The 21,464-nt window shown below is 71.6% G+C and carries 21 protein-coding genes; 6 read left to right on the forward strand and 15 right to left on the reverse strand.

Annotated elements, in window-relative coordinates:
- Positions 1–112: 112 nt before the first annotated feature.
- Positions 113–964 (forward strand): ArsR/SmtB family transcription factor, encoded by an 852-nt coding sequence (locus ACZ45Z_RS06195; RefSeq protein WP_468356844.1) that lies wholly within the window; start codon positions 113–115, stop codon positions 962–964.
- A 115-nt stretch (positions 965–1,079) separates the two neighbouring features.
- On the opposite strand, the gene ACZ45Z_RS06200 is transcribed toward ACZ45Z_RS06195, so the two are convergent.
- The 10 genes from ACZ45Z_RS06200 to ACZ45Z_RS06245 form a co-directional block, all read right to left on the reverse strand.
- A complete protein-coding gene (locus ACZ45Z_RS06200; RefSeq protein ID WP_468357399.1) occupies positions 1,080–1,916 on the reverse strand; it encodes a carbohydrate ABC transporter permease in 837 nt (278 codons plus the stop codon).
- 115 nt (positions 1,917–2,031) lie between these two features.
- The gene (locus ACZ45Z_RS06205) at positions 2,032–2,982 is read right to left on the reverse strand and encodes a carbohydrate ABC transporter permease (RefSeq protein WP_468357402.1); all 951 of its coding nucleotides are present in this window, start codon (positions 2,980–2,982) and stop codon (positions 2,032–2,034) included.
- 33 nt (positions 2,983–3,015) lie between these two features.
- Complete coding sequence (locus tag ACZ45Z_RS06210; RefSeq protein ID WP_468356847.1) at positions 3,016–4,248, reverse strand: ABC transporter substrate-binding protein; 1,233 nt, start codon at positions 4,246–4,248, stop codon at positions 3,016–3,018.
- Between the two features lie 314 nt (positions 4,249–4,562).
- Positions 4,563–4,829, reverse strand: coding sequence for a hypothetical protein (locus tag ACZ45Z_RS06215; protein WP_468356850.1), 267 nt, complete (start codon positions 4,827–4,829; stop codon positions 4,563–4,565).
- A 636-nt stretch (positions 4,830–5,465) separates the two neighbouring features.
- The gene (locus tag ACZ45Z_RS06220) at positions 5,466–5,780 is read right to left on the reverse strand and encodes a hypothetical protein (protein ID WP_468356853.1); all 315 of its coding nucleotides are present in this window, start codon (positions 5,778–5,780) and stop codon (positions 5,466–5,468) included.
- A 409-nt stretch (positions 5,781–6,189) separates the two neighbouring features.
- Positions 6,190–6,993, reverse strand: coding sequence for a maleylpyruvate isomerase family mycothiol-dependent enzyme (locus ACZ45Z_RS06225; protein ID WP_468356856.1), 804 nt, complete (start codon positions 6,991–6,993; stop codon positions 6,190–6,192).
- Positions 6,994–7,231: 238 nt separating this feature from the next.
- Entirely contained in the window at positions 7,232–8,173 is a 942-nt protein-coding gene (locus ACZ45Z_RS06230; protein ID WP_468356859.1) for an oxidoreductase, read from the reverse strand.
- Between the two features lie 218 nt (positions 8,174–8,391).
- Complete coding sequence (gene nirD / locus ACZ45Z_RS06235; protein ID WP_468356861.1) at positions 8,392–8,823, reverse strand: nitrite reductase small subunit NirD; 432 nt, start codon at positions 8,821–8,823, stop codon at positions 8,392–8,394.
- The gene (gene nirB, locus ACZ45Z_RS06240; RefSeq protein ID WP_468357405.1) at positions 8,823–11,405 is read right to left on the reverse strand and encodes a nitrite reductase large subunit NirB; all 2,583 of its coding nucleotides are present in this window, start codon (positions 11,403–11,405) and stop codon (positions 8,823–8,825) included. Before nirB ends, nirD begins: the two co-directional genes overlap by 1 nt.
- A 137-nt stretch (positions 11,406–11,542) precedes the next feature.
- Positions 11,543–12,781, reverse strand: a complete 1,239-nt coding sequence (locus tag ACZ45Z_RS06245; RefSeq protein ID WP_468356864.1) for an NAD(P)/FAD-dependent oxidoreductase — start codon at positions 12,779–12,781, stop codon at positions 11,543–11,545.
- A 402-nt stretch (positions 12,782–13,183) separates the two neighbouring features.
- Here ACZ45Z_RS06245 and ACZ45Z_RS06250 point away from each other — a divergent pair, with 402 nt between their 5' ends.
- A complete protein-coding gene (locus ACZ45Z_RS06250; RefSeq protein ID WP_468356868.1) occupies positions 13,184–13,861 on the forward strand; it encodes an LPXTG cell wall anchor domain-containing protein in 678 nt (225 codons plus the stop codon).
- 136 nt (positions 13,862–13,997) lie between these two features.
- Here the strand turns inward: ACZ45Z_RS06250 and ACZ45Z_RS06255 are convergent, their stop codons facing one another.
- The 3 genes from ACZ45Z_RS06255 to ACZ45Z_RS06265 all read right to left on the reverse strand — a co-directional run bounded on the left by ACZ45Z_RS06255 (position 13,998) and on the right by ACZ45Z_RS06265 (position 17,147).
- Complete coding sequence (locus ACZ45Z_RS06255) at positions 13,998–16,028, reverse strand: glycoside hydrolase (protein ID WP_468356871.1); 2,031 nt, start codon at positions 16,026–16,028, stop codon at positions 13,998–14,000.
- 73 nt (positions 16,029–16,101) lie between these two features.
- The gene (locus ACZ45Z_RS06260; RefSeq protein WP_468356874.1) at positions 16,102–16,326 is read right to left on the reverse strand and encodes a DUF397 domain-containing protein; all 225 of its coding nucleotides are present in this window, start codon (positions 16,324–16,326) and stop codon (positions 16,102–16,104) included.
- A complete protein-coding gene (locus tag ACZ45Z_RS06265; protein WP_468356877.1) occupies positions 16,320–17,147 on the reverse strand; it encodes a helix-turn-helix domain-containing protein in 828 nt (275 codons plus the stop codon). Before ACZ45Z_RS06265 ends, ACZ45Z_RS06260 begins: the two co-directional genes overlap by 7 nt.
- A gap of 174 nt (positions 17,148–17,321) precedes the next feature.
- Here ACZ45Z_RS06265 and ACZ45Z_RS06270 point away from each other — a divergent pair, with 174 nt between their 5' ends.
- A complete protein-coding gene (locus ACZ45Z_RS06270) occupies positions 17,322–17,639 on the forward strand; it encodes a hypothetical protein (protein WP_468356880.1) in 318 nt (105 codons plus the stop codon).
- Between the two features lie 40 nt (positions 17,640–17,679).
- Positions 17,680–18,468: a sulfite exporter TauE/SafE family protein gene (locus ACZ45Z_RS06275; protein WP_468356883.1), complete on the forward strand. Its 789-nt coding sequence runs from the start codon at positions 17,680–17,682 to the stop codon at positions 18,466–18,468.
- An 18-nt stretch (positions 18,469–18,486) separates the two neighbouring features.
- Here ACZ45Z_RS06275 and ACZ45Z_RS06280 read toward each other — a convergent pair whose 3' ends face one another.
- Positions 18,487–18,816 carry a cupin domain-containing protein gene (locus ACZ45Z_RS06280; protein WP_468356886.1) on the reverse strand — a complete coding sequence of 110 codons (330 nt, stop codon included), beginning with the start codon at positions 18,814–18,816 and terminating at the stop codon, positions 18,487–18,489.
- A 412-nt stretch (positions 18,817–19,228) separates the two neighbouring features.
- Between ACZ45Z_RS06280 and cutA the strand changes: the two genes are divergently transcribed.
- Together cutA and ACZ45Z_RS06290 are read left to right on the forward strand one after the other, a co-directional pair.
- On the forward strand, positions 19,229–19,525 hold the full coding sequence (gene cutA, locus ACZ45Z_RS06285) for a divalent-cation tolerance protein CutA (RefSeq protein WP_468357408.1): 297 nt from the start codon (positions 19,229–19,231) through the stop codon (positions 19,523–19,525).
- 1 nt (position 19,526) lies between these two features.
- Positions 19,527–20,666, forward strand: a complete 1,140-nt coding sequence (locus tag ACZ45Z_RS06290) for a trypsin-like serine peptidase (RefSeq protein WP_468356889.1) — start codon at positions 19,527–19,529, stop codon at positions 20,664–20,666.
- Positions 20,667–20,701: 35 nt separating this feature from the next.
- Here the strand turns inward: ACZ45Z_RS06290 and ACZ45Z_RS06295 are convergent, their stop codons facing one another.
- Positions 20,702–21,388, reverse strand: coding sequence for a SanA/YdcF family protein (locus ACZ45Z_RS06295; RefSeq protein WP_468356892.1), 687 nt, complete (start codon positions 21,386–21,388; stop codon positions 20,702–20,704).
- Between the last annotated feature and the right edge of the window lie 76 nt (positions 21,389–21,464).

The raw sequence follows: 21,464 nt of genomic DNA on the forward strand, positions 1-21,464 counted from the left end.
GATTGCTGCACGCCCTGACGCACTGTGGGAGACCGTTTTAAGTTTTCACCGTCTGCGCGACAGGCGCGACGAGGCGGCGTTCGGGAAATGGCGGGCGGAAACGCGCGGAAGGTTGAATGGCGAAACGCGGCTGCTGGCTCCGCTCGTACCCACCCGCGGCTACTTTCCCGATTTCCTGACGCCCGCCGAGGGACTCCTCGGGCTGGACGACGCGCTGTCCGCACTGCGCGAGACGCCCGCCATCCGGCTGCACGACGAGCTTTCCCGGCTCTCGACCGCCCGGCCCCTGCCGTCGTGGCTACGGGCGATGGCCGACGGCGAGACGCGTCAGCTCGGGCGCCTCGCCGGCATGCTCCGGCGGTACTACGAGGCGGCCGTCGAGCCCTACTGGCCACGCGTCCAGGGCCGCATCGAGGCCGACCGGGCCACCCGCGGCCGGGCGCTCCTCGACGGCGGCGCCGACCGGCTCCTCGCCTCGCTGCCGCCGATGATGCGCTGGCGGCCACCCGTCCTGGAGGCGGACTACCCGGTGGACCGGGACCTCCACCTCGGCGGCCGCGGCCTGTTGTTGCTGCCGTCCTACTTTTGCCGCCGTACTCCCGTGACGTTCCACAACCCGGACCTGACGCCCGTACTGGTCTACCCCGTCGAGCACCAGGCGCCCCGGCTCACGCCGCCGCCCCCGCCCGAACGCTCGCTGGGCCGGCTCGTCGGCCAGACCCGCTCCGCGATACTGCAGGGCATCGGCGTCGGCTGCACCACCAGCGAACTCGCCCGCCGCGTGGACGTCTCCCTCGCCTCCGCCAGCCAGCACGCGACCGTACTCCGCGACGCCGGACTCCTGGTCACCCTCCGGCAGGGCAACGCGGTCCTGCACACCCTCACCCCGCTGGGCGCGGCCCTGCTGCGCGGGGCACGACCGGCGGAGGCCCCGGGGGTGACTCCGGCGGAGGCCAGGGGGTGAGGGGGAGGCCAGGGGGTGGTGGGGATCCGGGGTGGCACCGGGACGGCGCGGCCGGAGAGGGCGCTCCCCGCACCCGCCCCGCCCCGCGGCGTCGTCAGTCGCCAATGCCGCTGCGCTAGTCGTCAATGCCGCTACGCTCCACCCCCGCGACGATGTACCGCTGGAGCAGCAGGAAGACGACCACCAGCGGAGCGATCGAAACGGCCGCGGCGACGAAGAGTTCGTGCAGGTTGACGTTCTGCGCCGTGGTGAACGTGGACAGCGCCACCTGCACCGTCCACGCCTCCTGATCCTGGCCGATCACCAGCGGCCACAAGAACGCGTTCCAGGCGCCGATGAAGACGATGGTGCCCACCGCCGCGAAGACCGGCCGGGCGTTGGGCACGACGATGCGCCAGTACGTCCGCCAGTAGCCGAGCCCGTCGACCCGCGCCGCGTCCTCCAACTCCTGGGGAAAGCCCAGGAAGTACTGCCGAAAGACGAAGCAGGCGAACGCGCTGAACAGCGTCGGAATGATCAACCCGCGCAGCGTCGAGATCCACCCGAGCGAGGACACCAGCACAAAGCTGGGCACGAACGTCACCGCCGCCGGGACCATGAGCGTCCCCAGGATCGCGTAGAAGACGACATTGGCGTGCCGGTAGGGGATACGGGCCAGGCCGTACCCGGCGAGCGAGGCGAGCACCACCGTCCCCACGGTCGTCGACACCGCGATCACCGCGGAGTTGAGCAGCGACCGCGCCAGCGGCAGGCTCGGGTCGTGGAAGACCTCGGCCAGATTCGACCACTTCAGCTCGCGCGGAAAGAACGTCCAGTCGGGCGCGGTGATGTCCTGCTCGGTGGCCAGCCCGTTGCGTACCAGCAGATAGAACGGGATGAGGAAGAGCAGCGCGAGCGCGACGAGCAGAACCACCCGCAGCGCGCGCCCGGCCCGGATCAGCCCGTCCTGCACCGTACCGACCCGTCGCACTGTCCGTCCTCGTCGCCCTCTTGCCCCTCTTGGCTCTCTTCGTTCTCTTCGTTCTCTTCGTTCTCCGCGCTCCCCGTACCCCCTCCTCATCGTTCCCTCACTCCTCCTTGCGGCCGAGGCCGAGCCAGCGGGCCTGGGCGACGGTCGCCACCGCGATGATCAGCGCCAGGATGACCGCGCCGGCGCTACCGAGTCCGAGGTTCTGCTCGCGCCCGAGCGCGGTGTAGTAGAGGTAGACCAACGGCGGCCGGGCGTACGGCGGATACCCCCGCGCGTCACTCAGCAGGTTGTAGAACTCGTCGAACGCCTGGAACGCGTTGATCACCAGCAGCAGGACCACGGCGACGGACGTGGCCCGAAGCTGCGGAAAGGTGACGTATCGGAAAACCTGCCAGCCGGGCCGGGCCCCGTCCACCGCCGCCGCCTCGTACAACCGCGGCGAGATCCGTTGCAGCCCCGCCAGGAACAAAATCATGTAGAACCCGGCCTGCAACCACAGCCGTACGGTCACGATCACCAGCCAGTACCAGGGCGGATCGGTGGTGGACAGCCAGGCCGTCTGGTCCGCGCCGAACCACCCCAGCACGGTGTTGGCCAGCCCGAACCGCACCCCGTTGAAGAGCGACAGCTTCCAGATCAGCGCGGCGACGACGTACGAGCACGCGGTCGGCAGGAAGAACACCGACCGGAAGAACGCCTGGGCGAACCGCAGACGGTTGACCATCAGCGCGAGTGCGAGCGAGAGCGCGTATGTCGCCGGCACGATGAACGCCGTGAACAGGACAAACGTCCCCAGGCTGCCCAGGAAGGCGTCATCGGTCAGCATCGTGCCGTAATTGCCCAGTCCGACGAAGTCCGTCGGGGTCACGGTGTTGTGCGCGTCGAAGAAGCTGAGGTAAACGCTCCAGGCCAGCGGCACGTACGTGAACAGCCCCAGCCCGATCGCGAACGGCCCGACGAACACCCAGAACCAGAGGTTGCGGCGCTGCGCCCCGAGGACGGACGGCCCCTGCGCCCGCGCGACCCGCCGCCCACTCACTCCCTCCACTCCCACCACTCCCACCCCTCCTTCCCCCTTCTCCTACTTCTTCCTGACCCGCTGAAGCTCGGCGTTGACCGTGCGCACGACGCTCCTCAGCTCGCTCTCCGGGTTCGCGCCGTCCTTGATGATGCGGCTCAGCGCGTCCTGGTAGGCCGTACGGTCCGCCGTCGTCCACAGCAACGGCTCCGCGTAGCCGTACTCGGTCGCGAACCGCACGGCGTCCGCCGCCGCGCCCTCCTGGAGCCGCGCGGCCTTCTTGGCGAGCGAGAGCCGGGCGGGGATATGGAAGCCGTACGAGAGCGCGAAATCCTGCTGGTAGTCGGTGCGGTCCACCCACAGCCACTTCGCGTACGCCTTGGCCTCCGCCTTCCGGGCGCTGCGCGCGCTGACTGCGGAGGCGTACGCGCCCACCGGGACCGACGGCTTCCCCGCCGCCCCGTCCGCCGGAAACGGCAACACCCCGAAATCGTCCCCCAACGCCTTTTTGACCTGCGGCAACGCCCACAGCCCGGACCACTGCATCGCGGTCAGCCCCTGGAGGAAGGCGGCCGGGTCCGACCAGTCCGCCGGGGCGCCCAGCAGCAGCGACTTGTCCGCGTACAACTGACGGATCTTGCCGAGGGAGCGAGCGGCAGCCGGATCATCGAACCCGACCTTGCCGTCCTCACCGATCAAACTCAGCCCCGCCGCGAACAACGGCGTACCGCCGAGCACCCCTGCCCCGCCGTCGTTCCCCAGGAACAGTCCCTTGACCTTCTTCGTGGTCAGCTTCTTCGCCGCGTCCACCAACGCGTCGAGGGTGCGCGGCGGTTCGACCCCGGCCGCCTTCAGCAGGCTCTTCCGGTAGTAGAGCAACTGCATGTCGATGGCCTGCGGGATGCCCCAGATCTTGTCCTGCCAGATCTTCGGCGCCAGCACCGCCCGGGCAAAATCATCCTTGACGGGCTCGACCTCGGCGGTCACATCGACCACCTGGCCGCCCCGGATCTGGTCCAGCAGCGGCCCGTTGACCTCAAACACATCGGGCCCGGAGTCGGTCAGCAACGCGGCCGCGGTCTGCCGGTCGTAGTCCCCGGGCCGCCACTGCACCCGGACCTCGGCCTTCTCATAGGCGGCGGCATATCGCTTCACGGCCTGCTCGACACCTGGCTCACCGTACTGGTGATACCACTGACTGATCCCAGAACCCGAACGACCGCCGCCCCGCCCGGTGTTGGCCCCACAGGCCGCGAGCGCACCGGCGAGCGCGAGACCACCGAAAGCGGCCAGCAACCGCCGCCTGTCGACCGCCCCCGCACCGCTGAGGCGCCCATCTTCCCCCGACCCGTGCCCGCGCTGGTCCTCTCTCTGCCTAGGGCCGTTTCCCGTTCCGGTTGCCCTTCCCGTTCCCGTTCCGGTTGCCCTTCCCGTTCCCGTTCCGGTTCCGGTTCCGGTTCCTGTCACGTCCGTCCACCCCCAGCGGTCCGAGCCAAGCCAACCCCTCGCTGATCGTCGATCACCGAGTGCTACGTCCCGACCACTTTGCCCCACCCACGTGAAGCCCGCATGGCACCTGTGCGAATCCGGCTTGGGGCGAGGAGTTTTTCTTACACCACGTCGGGATCGTCCCAGTGGCCCGAGAGAATGGCGATCCAGTGGGGGTGCTCGGCGGCCACCGGGTCGATTTCGCGGGCCCAGGAAGCCAGGGAGCGTTTTGCGTCCGACTCTTCTGACCAGACGGTGAAGCCACTTTCACGGCGCTTCACGGCGAGGGCCAGCAGGGTAAGGGCTTGCCTCAGGCCACCACTGACGAGATATCCGGCATCGCCGTCGCCGACATCTGTCACGTAGAGGTGTCCGGACGTCCCGTCCACCACCAACTCCCCCTGACCCACCTGCCCACACGGAAGAAGGGACCGGAGCCGGCGGAGGCGGGCAGGACGGCCGGGCGAGCGACTTCCGTCAGCGAATGCGGCTCGGCGAAGGAGACGTAACGGAACTCCTCACCAAGCGTCGGGAGCCCGATCTCGGTGAGGCGTGACCTTGGACTTCCGCAGCGAACGAACGCCAGACCTGGGCGCATTCGATCAGCTTGTCCTCGTCCGCGGTAGGCCAGTTGAAGCGAGGTTCCGTTCCGGTGCGGAATTGCCGGCGTCGGGAGGGCGGAACCCGAAATGTGGCCGTTAGGTTTTGCCGCATCCCTCGCGTGTCCGCATGACGTGTGCGGCCTGCTCGGTGACTCGTGGAAGCTCTCGCCCTCGACTACTGCCTGGGCATGGAGGTCCCTCGGGGCCTGCCGCGCGGGCCCGCTCCCAGCGTGCTCAGACCGGTCATGAGCCGCTTCACCGGGTCGTCGAAGGCTTCGCCCAGGTCGCTGAAGCTGGTGCCCTCAGGCCTCGGGGGCCTCATGGTGTTCTGGGTGGGCGGTGACAAGCCGCCAGGCACTCCCCGGCAAGGACATGGAGCGTACGAGAGGTGAGGACGTCCGAGAGGTGAGGACGTACGAGACGTCAGGACGTACTTGGACGGTAGAAGCGGTGGTAGAGCTCCACCGCCTCCTTTGGGGGGAAGTTGGGCAGGAACGTTATATCGCCGTTCACCTTGGAGATGGCGACGTTGCTGCCACCGGGGTCGGTCGGCGGGGCGTCGGGGTTCTCCCGGGCCGGCCAGCTCGCGTGCACCAGGTAGCCGACGTCGAATTCGTGGACGTGCAGACCCGCGGGGCCGCCGGCCGAGCCGACCTCGGGGAAGTGCTGCCGACCGATCTCCAGGGCTTCCTCCTGGCTGGTCGGCACCGGCTGCGGTCCGCTTTCCGTCGCTCCCACGTGCGGAGGGGTGGGGGGCGGGGACGGCGGCAGGGGTGGCGTCGGGGCAGCCTGACCGGGGTTGCTACCCGCCGTGTCGTGATCACTCATGGACGCTGCCGCTCCTTCTGCCCGATCTTCCCGGAGGTGGTCAACTCTTCTCCGGGGCGGTCAACCTAACGCACGCCGTTTGGGCTCGGTCGGTTCCCCACAGCGCTGAGACCCGAGGCCGACGAGGGCGGCAGCCGTGGCTCGGGTCCGTCAAAGGGAGCGCATCGCCGTGACCTTGGGCGGCGCGGCCGTCGGGTCGGACCAGGCCTGCTTGTTGCTGGGCGCCACGGTCGGATTGCCACCAATCGGCATGCGCTGCCCGGTCACCCGAAGCCGAGCCGTGCCCCTCTCCGGTCGCCCGACCCGCGCCCTGTTCCGGTCACCCGAAGCCGACCCGTGCCAGCCAGAAGTCGAGGAGGTCGGAGTCGCCGAGGATTTCGATGTCCGGGCTGTGGGCGGGGCGGCGTCGGTAGACGAGGAGGAGAAGGTCGGACAAAGGGGCCCGGACGGCGACGGCGGCCTTCTCGTGGGCGGGGCGCCAGGCGGGCGTGGGGCCGGTGAGGTCGACCAGCCATTCCGCGGCGGCTTCCGGCGGCGTGTCGGTGGCGTGCAGGTGGAGGGTGCGGCCGGGGCCCAGGAGGTCGCGGAGGTGGGGCTTGAAGTCGAGGGTCTGGGGCAGCGAGCCGAGTTCCATCCACTCGTCCATGGCGTCGAGGGCGACGTCCGTGGCCACGTCGTACCGGGCGCCGGTGGCCAGGGTCGCGTCGGCGCGGTGGATGACGGTCTCGTGCGTCATGCGGCGGGCGAAGGACGAGGCCGTGCCGCGGGTGCCGGGGAGCGGGCTCCACATCTCCGCGTCGGGCCCGGCGGCGCGCAGTGCCCCGACCAATTGCTCCGCACCCTCGGCGAGCCAGGGGTCGAGAACCGCGAGGTCCTCGTCGGTGTAACGGGTGAGGTCGCGGACCGGCTCCTCGGCGGACGGCTGGGCCACCCGGGTCCGTACGACCTTCTCCGTCCAGCGGTGTGCGCCGCCGAGGTGGCGCAGCAACTGGCCGACGTTCCAGCCGGGGCACGACGGCACCGGGGTCGTCGGGTCGGCGCCCTTGACGGTGTGCCTGAGCAGGTCGGTCTGGGTGAGGAGTTCGGCGCACTGGCGGTCGTAGCTCAGGAGCTGGCGGGTCATGCCGTCACGGTAAGGCGTGCCACTGACAACGGTAAGGCGCGCCACTGACAAGCGGCGGCAGCGGCGTCAGCGGCGTCAGCGGCGATGCCGACGTCAGTGACGTCAGTGACGTCAGTGACGTCAGTGACGTCAGTGACGTCAGTGACGAGAGGTGTGCTGACCGGGGGGGGCCAGGTAGCCCGCCCGTCCCCCCCCACACACCACCCGTCACAGAGCCCACCCGTCACAGAGCCACCCCTCACACAGCAGCCCGCAGCGTGAAGTCGTAGCGGACGCCGGTGAGTTCCTCCGAGGCGTCCCACAGGGCCTTGGAGGTGGTGTCGTTTCTGGTCCAGGGGGCGCGGAAGGACTGGGCCGGGGCGCCGCGGAGGCCGTTGCGGGGGCCGACGAAGGAGTCCGGGCGCATGTGGGGGGCGGTGGCCGCGCAGAGGGTGCCCAGGGCGCCGCCGTCGGGGGACTGGCCGATGAGGTGGTTGCCCAGCTCGATGAGCCGTTGGGCGGACCTGCGGCCCTCCATCCGGGCGCCCGCGGTTTGCAGGTTCGTGGAGGCGTAACCGGGATGCGAGGCGGCCGCGACGATCCGGGAGCCGGCCGCCGCCAGCCGCTGGGACAGCTCGTGGGTGAAGAGCAGGTTGGCGCTCTTGGAGCGGCCGTAGGCGATCCAACGGCGGTAGCGATGCTCGCTGTTGAGGTCGTCCAGGTCCACGTCGGAGACGGCGTGCAGCATGCTGGAGACGGTGACGACGCGGGCGCCCGGGGTGGCGAGCAGCTTGGGCAGCAGCAGCCCGGTCAGCGTGAAGTGGCCCAGGTGGTTGGTGCCGAACTGCATCTCGAAGCCGTCGGCGGTCGTGCGCTGCGGCAGGGCCATCACGCCCGCGTTGTTGATGAGCAAGTCGAGCCGGTCGCCGTCGAAGTCGTCCAGGGTGGCGGCGAAGTCCCGTACGGAGGACAGGTCGGCCAAGTCCAGGCGCCGGAACTCGGCCTCGGCGGTGGGGACTTCGGTGCGCAGGCGCTCCAGGGCGGCGGTGCCGCGGGCTTCGTTGCGGCAGGCCAGCAGGACGCGGGCGCCCGCGCGCGCCAGTTCGCGCGCGGTGACGTAGCCGATGCCGCTGTTGGCGCCCGTGACGACCGCCGAGCGGCCCGTCTGGTCGGGGATATGGCTGGTGTTCCACCGGGTCACGCCTGCACTCCTCCGTAGGGGGCCACCCAGGGTAGCCCCGGGGTGGCCGGGGCCCCACGGCGGTCGGTGGTCGGTGGCCGGGAGAAGGCGATGAGGGGCCGTGAGGGGGCTCCATGGGGGCCATGAGGGAGCCCCATGAGGGAGCCATGAGGCCATGAGGGAGCCATGAGGGGGTGAGCGCGCCGGCCGGGCCCCCTCACCCCCTCCTCACCCCCTCCTCACCCCTGGGCCCCGCCCCGCGTGCGCGCCCGGTACGCCGGGACCGACACCGACGGGTCGTCCAGGCAGTCGCCGGTCGCCAGGTCGAAGCGCTGCTTGAGCAGGGGCGAGGCGACGAAGGGGCGGTCGGCGGCGGAGCCGGTCAGGCCGCGGGAGAGGACGTAGGCGCCGGTGAACGGGTCGCGGTTGCCGATCGCGTAGGCGCGGCCGGCGCGGTCGCGGAACAGGGCGATCTGCTCACCGTCCGGCAGGAGGGCGGCGACGCCGCGCCCCGGGATGAGGTCGTCCAGCGCGCAGATCGACACCCAGCCCTGCGGGCACAGGATCTCGACGGTGGTGGACCCGGTGGCTCCAGCGGCCCCGGATCCCGTAGGGGCGCCGGCCGCCGTCTCGGGGGCGGCGGTCGCGGTGGTGGTCGGTGCCGTGGTCATCAGGCTGAGGTCCCTTCCAGGGTGCGTACGGGCAGGGTCGGGCCGGCGAGCAGCGTCAGGTCCGGCTTGACCTGGTCGCGCTCGGGCACGAACCGGACCGACGGGTCCGGGGCGTCCGGCGCGTTGACGAAGGAGACGAAGCGGGCCAGCCGCTCGGGGTCGGCGAGGGTCTCGGCCCATTCGTCGCGGTAGTGCGTGACGTGCGCGGCCATCAGCGCCTCCAGCTCGTCGCACAGGCCCAGGGAGTCGTGGACGACGACGTCGCGGACGTGGTCGAGGCCGCCCTCGATGCGCTCCAGCCAGGCGGAGGTGCGCTCCAGCCGGTCGGCGGTGCGGATGTAGAACATCAGGAACCGGTCGATGAGGCGGATCAGTTCGGCGTCGGACAGGTCCTGCGCGAGGAGGTCGGCGTGGCGCGGGTCGGCGCCGCCGTTGCCGCCGACGTACAGGTTCCAGCCGTTGGAGGTGGCGATGACGCCGAAGTCCTTGCCGCGCGCCTCCGCGCACTCGCGGGCGCAGCCGGAGACGGCGGACTTCAGCTTGTGCGGGGACCTGAGCCCCCGGTAGCGCAGCTCCAGGTCGATGGCCATCCGGACGGAGTCCTGGACGCCGTAGCGGCACCAGGTCTGCCCGACGCAGGACTTCACGGTTCGCAGCGCCTTGCCGTAGGCGTGTCCCGACTCGAAGCCGGCGTCCACCAGGCGGGCCCAGACCTGCGGGAGCTGGTCGACGCGGGCGCCGAACAGGTCGATCCGCTGACCACCGGTGATCTTGGTGTAGAGGCCGAAGTCGCGGGCCACCTCGCCGATGACGATCAGCTTCTCCGGGGTGATCTCACCGCCGGGGATGCGGGGCACGATCGAGTAGGAGCCGTTGCGCTGGAGGTTGGCCAGGAAGTGGTCGTTGGTGTCCTGGAGGGCCGCCTGCTCGCCGTCGAGGACGTAGCCGTCGGCGCCGACGGACGGCGCGAGGGAGGCGATGATCGAGCCGACGGTGGGCTTGCAGACCTCGCAGCCGTCACCGTCCCGGGCCTCCGGGCGGCCGTGCGAGTCCAGCAGCTCGGCGAAGGTCGTCAGGCGCAGGGTGCGGACGATCTCGTACAGCTCGGCGCGGGTGTGCGGGAAGCAGCCGCAGAGGCCGGAGTCGATGGTCACGCCCGACGCGGCCAGTTCGTCGTTGACGACGGCGGTCAGCATCTTGACGCAACTGCCGCAGCCGGTACCGGCCTTGGTGCACTTCTTGACCTCGGGGACGGTGGTGCAGGAGTGCTCGCTGACGGCGGCGCGCACGGTGCCCTTGGTCACGTTGTGGCAGTTGCACAGCACGGCGCTGTCGGGCAGCGCGGACGGTCCCAGGGCCGCGCCGCCGCCCTCGGAGGCGAATCCGGCGGGCAGCACCAACTGCTCGGGTGCCAGCGGCGGGATGCTGCCGGTCAGCGGGCGCAGCATGCCGTACGCGTCGGCGTCACCGACCAGCACGCCGCCCAGCAGCTCGCCCTCGGAGCCGATGACCAGCTTCTTGTAGACGCCGCTGCGGGAGTCCGAGTAGACGACGTCGAGGCAGCCCTCGGTGGTGCCGTGCGCGTCGCCGAAGGAGGCGACGTCCACGCCGAGCAGCTTGAGCTTGGTGGACAGGTCGGCGCCGGTGAAGGTGGACTCCTTCAGGCCGTCGGTGTCCGGTGTCAGGGTGCGGGCCAGGGCGTCGGCCGCGGTGCGGGCCATGTCGTAGCCGGGGGCGACCAGGCCGTAGACCCGGCCGTCGGAGGCCAGCGCGCACTCGCCGATCGCGTAGACGGCGGGGTCGCTGGTGCGGCACCGCTCGTCGACGGTGATGCCGCCCCGCTCGCCGACCGGCAGGCCGCAGTCCCGGGCGAGCTGGTCGCGGGGCCGGACGCCGGCGGAGAAGATGACCAGGTCGGTCTCGATGCGGGAGCCGTCGGAGAGGTCCATGGCGGTGACGGTGCCGCCGTCGTCCGCGACGATCTCCTTGCCGCCGACGCCGGTGTGCACCTCCAGGCCCATCTCCTCGACCGTACGGCGCAGCGCGCTGCCGCCGCCCTCGTCGACCTGGAGGGCCATCAGCCGCGGGTTGAACTCCACGATGTGGGTGTGCACCCCGAGGCCCTTGAGGGCGCCGGCCGCTTCCAGGCCGAGCAGTCCGCCGCCGACGACGACACCGGCGCGGGCGTTCTTGGCGTACTCCTCGATGGCCAGCAGGTCTTCGATGGTGCGGTAGACGAAGCAGCCGGTGCTGTCCTTGCCGGGCACCGGAGGCACGAACGGATACGAGCCGGTGGCCAGCACCAGCGCGTCGTAGCGGACGGTCAGGCCGGAGCGGGCGGTCACCGTGCGCGTGTCGCGGTCGATGGCGGTGGCCGGGTCGCCGACGTGCAGCTCGATGCCGTGCCGGGCCATGAAGCCGTCCTCGACCAGGCTCAGGTCCTCGGGGGTGCGGCCGGCGAAGTAGGACGTGAGCTGGACCCGGTCGTAGGCCGGGCGGGGCTCCTCACAGAGCACGACCACCCGCGTCCGCTCGGTGACGCCCCGGTCGGCGAGCTCCTCCAGGAAGCGCTGGCCGACCATGCCGTGCCCGACGACCACGAGGGTCGGGCGGGCGGCCTGGTCCGGGCCGGGGGCGGTGTCCTGAGCGGCCGGTGCCGGTACGGACGGGACCCCCGTCGCGGTGGGGTTCGGGTTCGGGGTGGCGGCTGCGGCCATGATCAGAAGCCTCCATCGGTGGTGAGCAGGTGGAGCAGCGGGGCTGCGGGGAGCGGCTCGTCGCCCTCCCAGGTGCGGGCGAGCGCGCCGACGGTGCCGAGATCGCCGAGGAGGATGCCGCCGACCAGCCGGTCGCCGCGGACGACGACCTTCCGGTACGACGTCCGGGTGGCGTCGGAGAGATGGACGACGTCATCGCCGGGAAGCGGGGTGGTCTCGCCGAAGGCGGCGAGGTCCAGGGGAAGTTGACCGTTGAGGGTCAGGCGGGTCAGGGCGCGGGTGCCGGGGTAGCGGCTCACGTCGCCGTCCCCGAGCAGGACGCCGGCCAGCAGGTCGGCCTGTTCCAGGGCCGCGCCCGCCAGACCGTAGACGCGCCCGTCGTGCTGCGCGCAGTCGCCGAGGGCGTGGATGTGCGGGTCGTCGGTGCGCAGCTCGTCGTCGACGACGATGCCCTGCTCGACGGTGAGCCCGGCGGCCCGGGCGAGTCCCACCCGGGGGCGTACCCCGCAGGCGAGGACGACGAGATCGGCCGCGGGGGCGTGCCCGTCGGCCAGTTCCACGGCCCGTACGGCGCCGGCTTCGGTGCGCAGGCCGCGCACCCGGCACTCGGTGTGGACCTCCACACCCAGGGACTCCAGGTGGCCGCGCAGCAAGCGGGCGGCCTGCGCGTCGAGTTGGCGTTCCATGAGGTGCTCGCCCTGGTGGGCGAGGATCACCTGCGCGCCGCGCTCGGCCAGCGCGCGGGCGGCCGAGACGCCGAGCAGTCCGCCGCCGATCACCACGGCCGGTACGCCGTCGGCGACCGCGTCGCTCAGTGCCAGGCAGTCGTCCATGGTGCGGAAGGCGTGGACGCCCGCCGGCAGGTCGTGGCCGTCCGGCGTGAAGAGGCCGCGCAGGGGCGGTAGGACGGGGTTGGAGCCGGTGGCGAGCACGAGGGTGTCGTACGGGACGGCGCCCCCGTCGTCGCACAGCACCCGGCGCTCGGCGCGGTCGATCCGCACCGCCCGTATCCCGCGCCGCCACCGCACCCCGTCGTCGGGCGCCGGCAGCGCGGTGACCTCGGGCGCGTAGCGGCCCGCGAGCACCTCGCCGAGCAGCACCCGGTTGTACGGCGCGCGCGGCTCCTCACCGATGAGGGTGAGGTCGATACGGTCCGCGCCCGTCCCGGCGTGAATCCGTTGGGCGAGCCGGGCGGCGGCCATCCCGCCGCCGATCACCGTCACCCGCGTTTTCGAGGTCATGCCCTAGAGATTGCGCCGCCGCTGTTACCCACCCGCATCCACGTTGTTTCCCCGGAGGAACGCTGCCCTCAGTGAGCGCCGCAGCGCTGTGTGAGGAACGAGGAGGGGGCGAATGCGGGCACTCTGGGGCATATGGAGGCCGTGGCGACTCGGGTCGCCCGGCTGGCGGGGCCTGCCCGGCCGGCAGCCAGGCGGTCCGGCCGACAGTCAGGCGGTCCAGCCGACAGCCGGCGGTTCGGCCGTGCCCCGTTCTCGCCGTTCCTAATCGTTACGTGGGACTAATGGGGCGCGCGGCTCCCTATGTGGCATTAGCGTTTTCAGGTGCCTTGACGGACTAGTCAGGGCGGCAGGAAGCTGAGCCGCCCCCCACGGCAACCTCCCTCTTTCACCGTTGGAATGCCCATGCGCCCGCTTGTTTCCGCAGGTTCGCTCACGGCCGCCGTGGCCGTGGCCGTGCTGTTCGCCCCTTCCGCTTACGCCACCCCTCCCGGCGACAACGGCACCGTGAAGATCCATGACGCCAAGACCGGCGAGGAGCTCCGCAAGAACGAGCCCCACGTCTGCACCTTCTACCTCGACGCCTTCGGGTTCGACGGCGGCCAGCAGGTCGGCTGGCACATCGAGGCGTGGGCGCCGACGGCCCACACCAAGGGCGAGACCGTGAAGTCCGGCTCGCTGACGCTCGACGCCGAGGGGCACGGCCGTACGCCGGACCTGTCCCTGCCCGACGGCCACTACAAGCTGTTCTGGAACTTCGACGGCGAGCACGGCAAGGCCAAGCACAAGGTCTTCTGGACCGACTGCGAGGACGACACCGAGCCGGGCGGCGGCACGCCGTCGACGTCCGCCACCCCGGGGACCCCGACCGGGACGGCGCGGCCCACCGCGAAGCCCACGTCGTCCGCTCCCGCGGGCGCCACCCCGACGTCCCCGGCGTCGTCACCGTCCGCCAAGCCCGAAGGCGACCTCGCCGAGACCGGCAGCAGCGCGCCCATCGGCCTGCTGTCCGCGGGCGCCGCCGCGCTCGTCGGGGCCGGCGGCTACCTGGTGGTCCGCCGCCGCAAGGCACAGCAGCACTGACCCACCGGCACACCACCGCACACCACCGCCCCCGTGCTCCGTACGAGCACGGGGGCGGCGCCATGGCTGAACGGTCGCGGCGCCGTGTACGGAACGGTCGCGGCGCCGGACCGTCCCTGGCCGAGCCCTCCCGTCCCTAGGACGCGTCCTTCGGGCACAGCCGGCGAGCCCGCTCGTCGCCGCGGAGTTTCGCGTCGACGCAGCCACCCGGCAGGCCGTCATGGGCCCGGGTGCCGAAGTTGGCGGTGACGGTCAGCGCGCCGTCGCCGAAGACCGTGCGCTGGACGGTGCGGTCGGCCGTCAGCCAACGGAAGGACGTCATCCGCTCGGTGCCGGCGGCGCGGTGCAGCGGGGAGAAGTACTTTTGCAGCGCCGCGAGTTCGGGGCCGTTCCGGGTCAGCGTGGGGCCGTCGAGGACGTAGTTGAGCGGGGTGTTGTAGAGCATCGCGAGCAGTGCGCGGGTGGTCTTCTGCGCCGGCAGCTTGTCGTACGACAGCTCCCAGCGCTCGGCGTTGACCAGCGAGCCGTGCAGCGCGGTCTCGTACAGGGGGACGCGGTACTTCGGGTCGTACATCGCGGTGGCGAGGTCGGCGGGCAGCCGCACCGGCTTGAAGAAGACCTTCGGGGCGTCCTGCGGGTAGTACCCGCCCCAGGTCGGCTTGTCGCGCTCCAGCTTCCACAGGCCGTCCGCGACCGGCGTGCCCGCGCCGTGGTTGAAGGCCAGGACCTGGTTGGCCCAGGGCTGGGCGGTCTCCGAACCCAGGACGAGACGCTGCGACAGCCGCCGCATCCGGGCCAGACGGCTCTCGCGGTCGCCCGCCTTGGTCATCCGGTGACCGGCGGCGTGGTCGCGGAAGACCTCGCCGGTCGCGTCCACGTCGAGGAAGTAGCTGTCGGCGCCGTTGGCGGTCATCGAGCGGGTGCGGTCGGCGAGATAGTGCTTGCGCCCTTCGGCCTTCTCGAAGGCGCGCGAGCTGAGATAGCAGCCGCGGCCCTGGAAGCCGGTCTGCGGCGTGCCGTCCGCCTTTCGTATACAGAAGTCGGGGTAGACCCGGTCCGGCCAGGCGGAGGTGGGGCTGTCGGCGCTCTTGGCGTCCTGTCCGTTGGCGAAGGAGTCGTAGGGGCCGACGAGATAGCCCGCCCGCTTGGCGGCCCTGACAGCCGCCGCGTTCATCGGGTCGGGCCCGGCGTCGTAACCGAGCCACATCCGGTCCACGCCGAGCGCCTTCAGCCGGCCGACACCGGACGCGGTGCGTGCCTCGCCCCACACATAAGCGTGGAAGGCGCCGAGCAGCTTGGCGTTGGCCGGATTGCGCCTGATCTTCTCGCGCAGGCTGCCGAGTTGGCCGCGCTGGGAGAGGTAGGCGCGGTAGTCGGCGGCGGGGGCGACCGGATCGCCGTCGGTGAGGGCGAAGGAGACGGTGTACTCCCGGGTGCCCTCGCCCGCGTCGAAGGCGTGCGCGGCGGTGGCGCGCAGCCGGCCGCCGGTGGAGGCGAAGCGCAGGGAGGTGCCGATGTCTGTGGGCGTGAGGTAGCTGACGCCATGGCCGGCTCCGGGGTGCGCGCCACCGGCCTTGGCGGCCATCGAGTAGCCCCACAGCGGCAGGGTCAGCTCGGCGCCCACGTCGACGGTGCTGCCTGCCAGACCGCCCTTCTCCGCATTCCAGAACGCGTCCCCTACGGGGAGGTCCAGGCCCTCCCCGCGCGGGAGCTGCAGGGCCGAGGCGGCCGGGTCGGTGCCGGTCACCGGCCAGTTGACGGATCCGTCGCGGTCCGCCCGCAGCCCGATCCGCAGCCGGCCGTGGTCGGTGCGGGCCGTCACGCTCAGCCCCTTGGCGGGATAGGTCCAGCGCGCCCCGTCGGCGGTGCGGGTCACCGGTCCCGGCTTGCCGAGCCCGCCGTCCGCCGGGGCGGACAGCACCAGCTTGTGCCCGTCACCGGTGCGGGCCGTCACCGCCAGGGAGGCGGTGTCGACGACGGCCGTGCCGCCGCTGACCGGCAGTTCGAGCCGGTCGCCCTTGAGGGTGCCGGCGGACGCGCTGTCGCATCCGGTGACGCCGACGGTGGTGGCGGTCAGCGCCAGACAGGCGGCGAGCACGCGGGTGCCGCGCCGGCGACGGGACGGGGCGGCGCCGGGGAGGGGCGCGGTAGGGATCTTCAGTTCCATGGTGACCTGAATAGTCACCGGGCTTAAGAGAGTTGTGAGAGCGGCCCGCGGCAGGCGGAACGTTCGGTGCCGGTCAGGCGGGGAATTCCCCGCGCTTGACCGCCGAGACGAACGCGGACCAGCCGCCCGCGGGAAAGACGAGCGCCGGGCCGCCCGGGACCTTGCTGTCCCGCACGGGGACGAGGCCGTGGGCCTGGGTGAGGGCGCGGGAGAACTCGACGCACTGGCCTCCGTCGCCCCCGCTGTAGGAGGACTTGACCCATTCAGCGTTGAGAAGAGCGAAGTCGGTGCTCACCATTTGTACTCCTTTAACAGGGACTTGATGAGGGCCAGCGAGCTCTCGGGAGACAACGCGTTCGCCCTCAACCGATCGTAGCTGTCAACGTGTGACGCGACTGTCTCGGCCGAGTCGTACAGCTTTCCCCCCTGTGGACCATCCGCGTAAAGCACAGTGGGAGAGTCGCCAAATGCCAGCAGCGTGAACGGCATGTGCACTGCCGGTGCTCCCGCTGAGTAAGGCAGGACTTGTAGCTCAATGTGAGGTGATGCGGTAACTGTCAGCAGATGCTCAAGTTGCCCGGGCATGGCCTCGGCGCCACCTACATCCGTTCGTAGGCACGCCTCATGAAGAATGACCCACAGGAGCGGAGGAGCGTCCGACTCGAAGAGCTCGCGACGGCGCAAGCGGGCGGCAACCCGGCCCTCGATCAGCTCTGTGTCCTCGCGTGGATGCGAGGCCCGGAAGACTGCCCGCGCGTACGCCTCCGTCTGGAGGACGCCCATCACGAGGTTCGCCGAGTAGTCCAGTATCCGCGACGCCTTGCGCTCCAGGTTGAGGTAGGGAACGAACCAGCTCGGGTGGTCCCCTTCGTCGATCCTCCGCAGCAATCCCGCGAATAACTCGCCCGTGCCGAACACGGTGTCGCATCCCTTGGCGAACTTCTCGCTGGGCCTGGGCAGGAGCGTTCCGGACTCGACCTTGCTGACGTAGCCCTCGGAGTAGCCCGTGCCCTTCCCCAGGTGCTTCTGCGTGAGTTTGCGGGCCAGACGTACCTGTCTGACGTCACGGCCGAAGCGCTGGAGCGGATTCAAGTGCTCGGGTGGGGTCTTCTCGTCCAACGCGATGACCTTTCGTCATGTCAGCGCACGCCGTCGTCACGGCCCACAACAAGCTTGAGCGCTGCCGGTTCAAGAGCGCCGATTCTATTGGCGATCGCGTTGCCCTGGTGACCAATTGACTACAGCCGGTACATGGCCCGGCAGTCGGACGACGGACCAACACGGAGTGACGACATGACCGACGGTATGCGGAACGCGCGGCTCCTGCCGTGGTCGAGCCCGGAGGGTAAGCGGTGCTTTCTCGTCGGCGACGGGAGCGGGTACGTGTCCCGCATGGCCGACGACATGGAGGCGGTGCAGCTCGGCCTAGCGGCCGACCTCATCGAGAAGGCGCGCCATGTTCTGGACGGGCGGAGGTGGCTCTCCGGTGAATTGCACCTGCTGACCATCGAGTTGACGGAATCACTCGCCGATGTCCACCGGGTCGCGGAGAGCCGGGGCGCACGCCTGATCGTCGGCGACGAGGACGAGGACGACGGCGATCATGCCTGACCCCGGTCAGGAACCATGAGGGGCTCCATAAGATCATCCGGTGCCCTCTGACATAGATCTCTTCACCCTGACCCTGCTCTGCCTGGCGGCCCTCGCGGCGGGCTGGATCGACGCCGTGGTGGGCGGCGGCGGACTGCTGCTGCTCCCCGCCCTGCTGGTCGGCCTCCCGCACACCCCCGCCGCGTACGTCCTCGGCACCAACAAGTCCACGGCCATCGTCGGCACCACCGCGGCCGCCGTGACGTACGTGCGCAAGGCGCCGATCGACGTACGGACCGCGCTGCGCATCGGACTCGCCGCGCTCGGCGGCTCGCTGGCCGGGGCGTTCTTCGCGGCCGGCATCAACAGCGAGGTCCTGCGCCCGCTGATCATGGCCGTCCTGCTCGCCGTCCTCGCCTTCGTCCTCCTCCGCCCGGCGTTCGGTACCGCCCCCGCGCCCGCCGGGCCGGTCACCCGGCGGCGGGTGCTGGCGGCGATCCTCGTCGCGGGGGTGGGCATCGGCTTCTACGACGGCTTGATCGGGCCGGGGACGGGCGCCTTCCTCGTCGTGGCGCTGGCCGCGCTCCTGCACATGGACCTGGTCGCCGCCTCCGCCACCTCCAAGGTGATCAACGTCTGCACGAACGTCGGCGCGCTGACCATGTTCGCCCTCCAGGGCACCGTGCTGTGGCGACTGGGCGCGCTGCTCGCGCTGTTCAACCTCGTCGGCGGCCTGGTGGGCGCCAAGATGGCGCTCAAGCGCGGCGCCGGATTCGTCCGCGGCGTGCTGGTCGTCGTGGTCGTCGCCCTGCTGTGCAAGCTGGCCTTCGACCAGTGGCTGGCGGTCTGAACGGGCGGGGTGGTGCCGTCAGACCTCCGTGACGGCCGTCAGCAGCACCGCCGAGTCCTCGACGGCCGTGAGCCCGTGCAGTGCGCGCGGCAGCACGCACACCTGACCGGCGGTCAGCTCCTGGAGGTTCTCGCCCGCGTCGGCTCCGGTCAGCCGGACCCGGCCCACGAGCACCTGGAGGCTCGCCGCCGGCGGCGACGTGTGCTCGTCCAGCGCGGCGCCCGCCGTCATGGCGATCACGGTCTGGCGCAACGGGCCGTCGTGCAGGAAGAGGTGGGCGCTGCGCCCGTGCGCGGAGGCCCGGGCGTCGTCGAGCTGTTGGCGGGTGAGGGCGTTCAGGTCGTCCATGGTGCGGCCTTTCGGTACGTACCGGCGGCGGTCATCGCGTTCCCATCCTTACCAGTGCGGGGGCGGACGCAACCGGGGGCGGGGTGGGCGGGCGTTTCCGGGGGCGTGGGCCCCGGGGCATGGGGGAGGCGCGGCGCTATCCGGGAGGCGACCGGTGTCCGCGGCATGGCTGGACCCTGGACATGGCGGTATCCGGGTGCATGCCCGGCGTGGACGGCCCGTCAGTGCGGCGTTGTTCACCACCATCCGTACGATGCGACCATCCGACCGCCGTCCCCGTTCGCGAAGGTGCGCACCCGTGGCCGACCCGACCGCCCCGACCCAGCCCTCCGGACCGTCGCTCCCACCCGCCCCGGCCCCGTCCGCCGATCCGGCGGGCGTCCCCGGGCAGCCGGTTCGTTTCCTGACCGTCATGACGACCACCGACAGCCAAGAGAAGGCCGAGCACCTGGCACGCGGCGCGATCGACGCCCGGCTCGCGGCCTGCGCGCAGGTCAGCGCCCCGGTGACCTCGGTGTTCCGCTGGCAGAGCGCCGTGGAGACCACCCAGGAGTGGCAGGTGCTGTTCAAGACGGCGGTGGCGCGCTACGAGGCGCTGGAGAGCTACCTGCTCACGGCGCACGACTACGACACCCCCGAGATCATCGCCACGCCGATCACCCGTGGCGGCACCGGATATCTGGCCTGGGTCGAGAAGGAGACGAGCTGACGTGCGCGGCCGACCCGACATCGAGGAGCGGCCGGGCCCGCGCCGGACGGACGACGGCCGGGACCGGACCGCCGGACGGCGGCGGGGCTGGCGGGCGGCCGCCGCCCTGTTCGGCGTGGCGCTGTGCCTGGCCGCGGCCTCCGTGAGCCGCGCGACCGGCACCGCGCCCGAAGCCGGGCAGGCGGCGTCCCGCACCGCGCGCCCCGCCCTCCAGGGAAAGCCCGGCACTGACGCCGCTTCGGCCGCGTCCGTCTCCGTCACCCGTCACACCGGCTGGACCAGCGGTGACGCCGCCGCCTACTGGACGCCCCGCCGGATGGCCGAGGCCGCCCCGGCCCCCGACGGCACCGAGGACGCCGACGACATCGCGACCCTCGGCGACACGGAGGCTGCCCCGGCCCTGGCCCCGACACCGAGCGGCGCCGGCACGACCCCGCCCGCGCCCGCGTCCCGAGTGGCGGACGAAGCGGAGCACTTCGACGGCGTCCCGACCGTCGGCGTGCTCTTCTCCGTGGACAAGAACGCGCGGGCACACCACTGCACCGCCAGCGTGGTGCACAGCCCGCACCGCAACCTGATCCTCACCGCCGGGCACTGCGACACCGGCGCGCGGGCCGCCTTCGTGCCGCGCTACCGCTCGGGCGCGGCCACCCAGCCGTACGGGGTGTGGGCGATCACCGACACCTTCGCCTACCCGGACCGCGGCACCACCGGCGACGCCGCCGACCTCGACTTCGCCTTCGCCACCGTCGCGCCGGACAGCCGTGGCCGCGCCCTGGAGACCATCACCGGGGCCAACGTCCTCACCGCCACGCCCGGTTACACCAACGACGTGACCGTCATCGGCTACCCCAGCGTCCGTCACGACCCGCAGGACCGGGCCGTACGCTGCACCGCCCGCACCAGCCGGCTCGCCGGGACCCGCCAACTGCGGATGGAGTGCGGCGGCTTCGGCAGCGGGACGTCGGGCGGCCCATGGCTGAGTCACTTCGACAGCGGGACCGGGACCGGCCGGGTCATCGGCCTCATCGGCGGCCTCAACGGCGGCGGTCCGCGCGGCCCGCGCGGCGACCGGGTCTCCTACAGCCCGTACTTCGGTCCGGAACTCCTCGCCCTCTACGCCCGCGCGTCCCAGCCCTGACCCGCCCACCGCTCCGGGAGTGCACGGCGCGGGACCTACCGGAGCGCCTCCGTCAGGCCCTTCTCGTGCGGCCCGAGGAAGTGCGGATCGGGCCGCACCAGCGCGTCCGCCGCCGCCTTGCCCGCCGCGAAGATCTCCCGGACGCCGCCGTAGGCCCAGGTCACGTCGTGCCGGGCGGCGACCCCGACACCGTAGGAGTCGATGCCGGCCGCCTCGCACAGGGCCAGCGCCCGCCGGATGTGGAAGCCCTGGCTGACCAGCACGGCACGGTCCACGCCGAAGATCCGGTGGGCGCGGCTGCACGAGTCCCAGGTGTCGAAGCCCGCGAAATCGCTGACGATCTTCCGGGCCGGGACGCCGTGGCGCAGCAGGTAGGCGCGCATCGCGTCCGGCTCGTCGTAGTCGTGGCGGCTGTTGTCGCCGGTGACCAGGATGGCGCGGACTGTGCCCCGGTCGTACAACTCGGCGGCGGCGTCCAGCCGGTGGGCGAGATAGGGCGACGGCTCGCCGTTCCACAGGCCCGCGCCGAAGACGACGGCGACCGGCGCGGCGGGCGCGTCGGCGACCGTGCGGACGCGGGGTCCGCCCGTCGCGTTCATCCACGTCGCCGGGGCCAGCGCCAGAACCGCCAGCACCACCACCGCCTGATACGCGCGGCGCGCTCCCCGCCGGGTCCGCGGCAGCCGTATCCGCCGCGCGAGCCCCAGGCCCAGCCGTCGCATCCGTGCTCCTCGTCCGCCCCGCCCAGGGGGCCTCCATCGCCGCGGATCGCACTCGTGAGCGATCCCGCATGCTGCG

The organism is Streptomyces sp. NPDC031210, from assembly GCF_055570395.1.